This window comes from Vibrio sp. 1751, assembly GCF_033339895.1.
Classification (GTDB): Bacteria; Pseudomonadota; Gammaproteobacteria; order Enterobacterales; family Vibrionaceae; genus Vibrio; species Vibrio alginolyticus.
Genome location: NZ_JAWOVM010000141.1, coordinates 1 through 6,371 on the forward strand (window position 1 = coordinate 1; position 6,371 = coordinate 6,371).

Annotated in this window: 5 protein-coding genes; 4 read left to right on the forward strand and 1 reads right to left on the reverse strand. The window is 46.8% G+C overall.

Annotated elements, in window-relative coordinates; translation table 11 throughout:
- Positions 1–42: 42 nt before the first annotated feature.
- The gene (locus tag R7041_RS22240) at positions 43–507 is read left to right on the forward strand and encodes a hypothetical protein (RefSeq protein WP_005379316.1); all 465 of its coding nucleotides are present in this window, start codon (positions 43–45) and stop codon (positions 505–507) included.
- A gap of 104 nt (positions 508–611) precedes the next feature.
- Here R7041_RS22240 and R7041_RS22245 read toward each other — a convergent pair whose 3' ends face one another.
- Entirely contained in the window at positions 612–2,933 is a 2,322-nt protein-coding gene (locus tag R7041_RS22245) for a Tex family protein (protein WP_005379317.1), read from the reverse strand.
- Between the two features lie 229 nt (positions 2,934–3,162).
- Between R7041_RS22245 and R7041_RS22250 the strand changes: the two genes are divergently transcribed.
- From R7041_RS22250 to R7041_RS22260, 3 genes are all read left to right on the forward strand, one after another.
- Positions 3,163–5,043 (forward strand): ATP-dependent zinc protease, encoded by a 1,881-nt coding sequence (locus R7041_RS22250; RefSeq protein WP_086013892.1) that lies wholly within the window; start codon positions 3,163–3,165, stop codon positions 5,041–5,043.
- A gap of 117 nt (positions 5,044–5,160) precedes the next feature.
- On the forward strand, positions 5,161–5,652 hold the full coding sequence (gene greB / locus R7041_RS22255) for a transcription elongation factor GreB (RefSeq protein WP_025768311.1): 492 nt from the start codon (positions 5,161–5,163) through the stop codon (positions 5,650–5,652).
- 105 nt (positions 5,653–5,757) lie between these two features.
- Positions 5,758–6,153, forward strand: coding sequence for a DUF1090 domain-containing protein (locus tag R7041_RS22260; RefSeq protein ID WP_005379332.1), 396 nt, complete (start codon positions 5,758–5,760; stop codon positions 6,151–6,153).
- Positions 6,154–6,371 lie beyond the last annotated feature (218 nt).

Genomic DNA, 6,371 nt, shown 5'->3' on the forward strand with positions numbered 1-6,371 from the left:
AAGCCATATTGACGAGTTGGGCGACTCTGAGGAGGGTTCGCAATGATTGTGTCACCGACCAACGTAAGTGTGCCACTGATCGCCCCATCCGTGAATGTGCAGACGGAACAAGCAGCTCGCGACAATAAAGTCCGAGAGCCTGTAACGCCAACGGTCGCATTGGCCAAAACCAATGCAGAGCGAAAAGTAAAAGGTGATGACAAGCGCCGACGTCAGTCTTCTTGGGATCCTTCAGAGCATCCTGATTATGATATGGAAACGGAAGTCGACACACGTTATCAAGAAGAGCCGGAAGATACACTAGAACGGCTTTTTAGTTTGCTTGCGCTCAAATCGTATAGTGAAGACCAGGGGAAAGGCTACGCGATCCGCTTTCGCTTACCAAAGCGCATTTTGGATGCTGCGATCAATGAAGGATTAATGGAAAAGCGCAGGAAGGTGATCAAGTTTCATTATGGTCATGCAGTCGCTCCCCATACCCCGTCAGAAGTGATAGCAGTATTATGACGACTCAATATCCTACTCAAACAAAAACGCTCCAAGCAGGTTGACTGATTGGAGCGTTTTCTTTTTAGTTATGAAAGCTCGTTAGCGGTGAAGCCTAGGTAAGGTTACTTTTTCGCTTTAGCAAACGCTGCAGCAAACGCACCGCCCATCGCGCTGTTCGATGACGAATCATCACGGCGAGGCTGACGACGCTGCGGTTGGTCATTACGACGTGGCGCTGCTGATGAGCGTTGGCTGCGGTTGTCTTGACCCGGTTCGTCGTTCATACGCATCGATAGACCAATACGCTTACGCTGCACGTCAACTTCCATCACTTTCACTTTGACGATGTCGCCCGCTTTCACCACTTCACGTGGGTCAGACACGTAACGATCTGTCAGTGCAGAGATGTGTACGAGACCATCTTGGTGAACGCCAATATCAACGAAGGCACCGAAGTTGGCTACGTTTGATACCACACCTTCTAGAATCATGCCCGGTTCCAAGTCAGATACCGAGTTTACACCTTCTGCAAAGGTCGCCGTTTTGAATTCTGGACGTGGGTCACGACCCGGCTTGTCTAACTCTTTGATGATGTCTGTAATGGTTGGAACGCCGAAGTTATCGTCGGTGTAATCGACCGCATGCAGACCTTTAAGGAAGCTTGAATCACCAATCAGTGCTTTGATGTCTTTGTTGTTCTTCTCAGAAATTGCTTTGACCACCGGGTACGCTTCTGGGTGAACCGCAGACGCATCAAGTGGGTTCTTACCATCCATGATTCGTAGGAAGCCCGCACACTGCTCGAACGCCTTAGGACCTAAACGAGGTACTTTCTTCAAGGTTGTACGTGCTTCAAAGCGACCGTTTTCATCGCGGAAGTCGACAATGTTCTGCGCGATGGTGCTTGATAAGCCTGCTACGCGTGTTAATAGTGCGGCAGAAGCGGTGTTCACATCAACACCAACCGCATTTACACAGTCTTCCACAATCGCATCTAGGCGTTTTGCCAACATAGATTGGCTTACATCGTGCTGGTATTGACCCACACCAATAGATTTCGGATCAATTTTCACGAGTTCAGCCAATGGATCTTGCAAACGACGTGCAATCGACACTGCACCACGCAGTGATACGTCCATATTCGGGAACTCTTTTGCTGCAAGCTCAGACGCTGAGTAAACCGAAGCCCCCGCTTCACTTACTATGATCTTCTGAACTTTCAGGTTGCCACGTTTGATGACGTCTGCGACAAAGCTGTCGGTTTCACGTGAAGCCGTACCGTTACCAATCGCAATCAAATCCACGTTGTACTTACGCACCAACTGCTCAACGATTTGTGCTGACTTGTCGTATTGTTTTTGTGGTGGGTGAGGGTAGATGGTTTCGGTTGCAAGCACTTTACCTGTTGAGTCGACAACCGCGATTTTTGAACCTGTACGCAGACCCGGATCGAGACCAAGTGTTGCACGAGGGCCAGCCGGTGCTGCCATCAACAAGTCTTTTAGGTTAGTGGCGAATACTTCAATCGCTTCGATTTCAGCGCGCTCTTTCATTGCGCCCATTAGCTCGGTTTCCATGTGCATCGATACTTTGATGCGCCATGCCCAGCTGATCACTTGCTTACGCCAGGTATCCGCAGGTGCGCTGCTTAGCGTTACGCCATAATGGTCGGCGATAATCGTTTCGCAGTAAGACTGACGAGCGCCTTCTTCCTGTTCTGGATCAGCGTTCATCGCCAATGTCAGGAAGCCTTCGTTACGGCCACGCAACATCGCCAGTGCTCGGTGCGATGGCACTTTGCTTAGGGGCTCGTTGTGGTTGAAGTAATCTTTAAACTTCTCGCCTTCTTGCTCTTTGCCTTCAACGACTCGTGAGACCAGTTCCGCATTGCGATTTAAGTGGTTGCGAATTTTTTCCAGTAAGTTTGCGTCTTCTGCGATGCGCTCCATGATGATCGCGCGAGCGCCATCCAATGCAGCTTTGGTGTCTGCGATGCCTTTGTCTGCATCAAGGTATTTGCTTGCTTCGCTTTCTGGCTCGGTTTGTGGGTGATTCCAAAGCTGATCTGCGAGCGGCTCAAGACCAGCCTCAATCGCGATCTGACCTTTCGTACGACGCTTGGGTTTGTAAGGTAGGTATAAGTCTTCAAGACGAGTTTTGCTGTCTGCCTGCGCGATCTCTTGTTCTAGCTCTGGCGTCAGTTTGCCTTGCTCTTGGATTGATTTGAGGATGGTTTGACGGCGATCATCCATTTCACGAAGGTAAGACAGACGGCTGTCCAAAGTACGAAGCTGGGTATCATCAAGGCCCCCCGTCACCTCTTTGCGGTAACGTGCAATAAAAGGGACAGTGTTGCCATCATCAATTAGGGTGACAGCGGCGTTGACTTGCTCTGGGCGAACATTCAGTTCTTGAGCAATCATGCGACAGATAGCTTGGCTCATCCGTGTTTTCTCTTTTAATTCGGTTTTGGTTGTATAGAACATTGGGGTCGTTCGAAGAATTTGCAATGTTTTAAATTAACGAGGCAAAAATTTACCGGGCGCTGGTGGACATCAGTCAGATTTATGTCAAAACTGTAATTAAATTGAGAACTTATATCCGCAGTTATCGACTAACCTAATTCCACGGTTGTTGATATCACTAAATGTACCTCGGCTTATACGGATAATCATGATGAAAAAAATGTCTTTGGCGTTAGCGCTTACGAGTGCCTTACTTGTCGCCCCGCTTAGTTGGGCGCAGTCTATCTCAGGAACCACACAAGCTCCCGTTTATCAGCTCGATAACAAATTGGTACTAGGGCGTGTGGAGAGCGTCTACTACAGTGACATTCCGGAACTAAAAGCGGTGCCATTTATTGGCAAGATTGATACTGGTGCAGATACGACATCGATGCATGCGGAGAATATCCATGTCAGTAGCTCACACCCAGATTACCAAGATTTGAAAGATAACGAGTTACTTTGGGCGATTGTCGATGACTTAGGTGGTACGAAGGCAAAGTGGGACGCCGACAGCTTTAAGCCATATCAAGTAAAGGTTAGCTTTACGGTTCCTCACCCTTATACAGGGAAGGAAATACAGATTACCGATGATCTGGAAAGAGTGAGCGCGATTCGCAGTCGAACAAGCAAAAAGCCCATCCTACGCCCGACAATAAAAATGCCGATGACAATCGCTGGTCACACCGTTGATACGGAAGTGAACCTGACCAAGCGTACGCAATTCTCTTCTCCTATCTTGATTGGTAAAACCTATCTCGATGATAACGCATGGGTCTTCGCTGGTTACGATTACCTTCAAGAACAGCCACGCGCAAAAATGATTGGCAAAAAAGAGACGGTTGAAGTCGAAGGTGTGCCATATAAGATCAGCATCTCAACTTCTAGCCGTTATACCAACGTCCATGCACTGGACATCAAGGTAGACAAAAAGCATAACGAAGTCTCTTTTATGTTAGAGGGCGAGAATGGCAAGCGTCATCCAATGACATTACCCTTGGTACGAATGCTGAAAACGACCAAAAGCGAGCGCCCTTTAGTCTATTTACCCGTCAAAGTCGGCGAAAATGAAACTCAACGTTGGTTGGTGTATCTGCGTGATCGCAGTAAGTTCAGTTCGCAAATTCGCTTAGGTCGGGACGTCGCGAGTCAGCACTTTGTTATTGATACGGACAGAGAAAATCTACTGGGTGGCGTAGAAAAAACGTTCAAAAGCGCACTCAAATCAAAACCTCTTGTCGTTTCACCAGAAGAACAGGTCACCATTGATGGTTATACCGTCCCTGCTTACCCCACTTTTACTGTGAAAACGCCATTACTGCGTGTAAATGGGTTTGAAGTAACAGAAAAAGGTAAGGATGAATCCGTCACGTTTTATTTAATGAACGATGAGGGGAAAGAAGAAAAAATCACCAAACCAGTGTTGAAAAAGCTCAAGGTTGGCAGCGCGGTTCGCCCTGTTGTCGAAGGAGACTTTCTTCTCGGTAGAAAAGACACATCAATGAAGTTTGCGCTCGATGTGCTTGATGAGGGTGACACTCAACCTTTTTTCGTCTTTGGTCATGACATAGCCAAGGGTGGTGTGTTGCTGAACACTCGCGCAGACCATCTACTAGATGCAAGGCCACTTTTCAAAGCTGGCCATATCGAAGTGGCGGAAGTTGAGGGGATGTCTTTCCCTGTGAAGTTAGACACGGGTGCAGATGTAAGCTCAATCAATGCTAAGAACATCAAGCAGTTTAAGAAAGACGGCAAAGACATGGTGAGCTTTACCTATGAGAACGATCTTGGCATGAAACAGGCGTTTACTAAGCCTGTTGTTGACGTCATGCGTATTAAAGCGAAGAAAGGCGAGAAAGCGAACGTACGCCCTGTGGTTGAAATGCATGTTAAGCTTGGCGAATTAGAGAAGAAGATCCGAGTCAACTTACAGGACCGAGGTCGCTTCCATTACAGCATGATTTTAGGTAAAAACTTCCTAAAACATGGCGCGGTTGTTTCGAGTGATACGAATTACATCGTGACGCAAAAACCGGATTACGAAAAGTAACACTCTGGCCGCCTTATCACCTTGATACCCAAAGCCTGAAAAACATTGGATCTTTGGGTATATCATCTCCTTAATGCTGCCAAAGAGCAGCATTTTTTAGTTGAGATAGGAGTTAATTTGAAAACTAAGCTGATTACACGAGAAGGTTACAACAAACTCAAACAAGAGCATGATTACCTTTGGAATGAAAAGCGCCCGGAAATCACCAAGATCGTCACTTGGGCTGCGAGCCTGGGCGATCGCTCAGAAAATGCGGATTACACCTTCAATAAACGTTTACTCCGTCAGATCGACCGTCGTGTCCGCTTCCTTCGTAAATTACTGCCAGAAGTCACGATCGTTGACTATTCTCCGCAACAAGAAGGCAAAGTCTTTTTTGGTGCATGGGTGGAAATAGAAAATGAGGCAGGAGAAGTGAAAAAGTTTCGTATTGTCGGGCCTGAAGAGATTTATGGCGATGCGAAAGACTACATCTCTATCGATTCACCTATGGCGCGAGCGATGTTGAAAAAACAAGTGGATGAAGAGTTCACGGTACGCACCCCAGAAGGTGAAAAAGAGTGGTTCATCAACTCAATTGAATACACTCAACCGGCCTCGGAAGACTGAGGCTTTATCACCGATTCAAGTCTCATGAAGTTCACTAGAAGTGACTTGGGTCTCAACGTCAGAATATTTGGTATAAAGGCATGGTGCCTTTCTCGGAGAAGTAAAATGAACAAAGCAGTCATGTGTAGTGCTGCACTAACAATAGGTTTCTCACTTTCAGTTTTTGCTCAAGATGAAGTGAAAGGCTGTGACGCTAAAGAGTTAGCGGTAGAGCAGCAGCTTGAGTATGCAAAAGCGCAAGGTAATGAGCATCGCATTAAAGGCTTGGAGCAAGCACTTTCCGCTATCCAGAATGAATGCTCGGAAGGTGAGCTGCGCCAAGAGCTGCAAACAGAAGTGGAAGAAAAGACTAAAGAAGTTGAGGAGCGAGAGGAAGAATTAGTCGAAGCTCAGCATTCAGGGAAAGCAGACAAAATTGAGAAAAAACGTCACAAGCTGGCTGAGGCACAGCAAGAGCTGCTTGAGGCCAAACGTGAACTGGAATGGAATTATGGTCAATAGTAGGTGCTGAAAATACCTGCTAGAGAGAGAATAAAGCGCTTAAGATAAAAAGAGTAACAATTTGCTTGAGCACGTTAGGAAAAACAGTGATACATTTTCGACAATAGACGCTTCTGAAAGGATGTTTCAATGCAAGAAAATCATAAAATTTTAGTGGTTGATGACGATGCTCGTTTACGTGCTCTATTGGAGCGTTACCTTTCTGAGCAAGGTTTTCA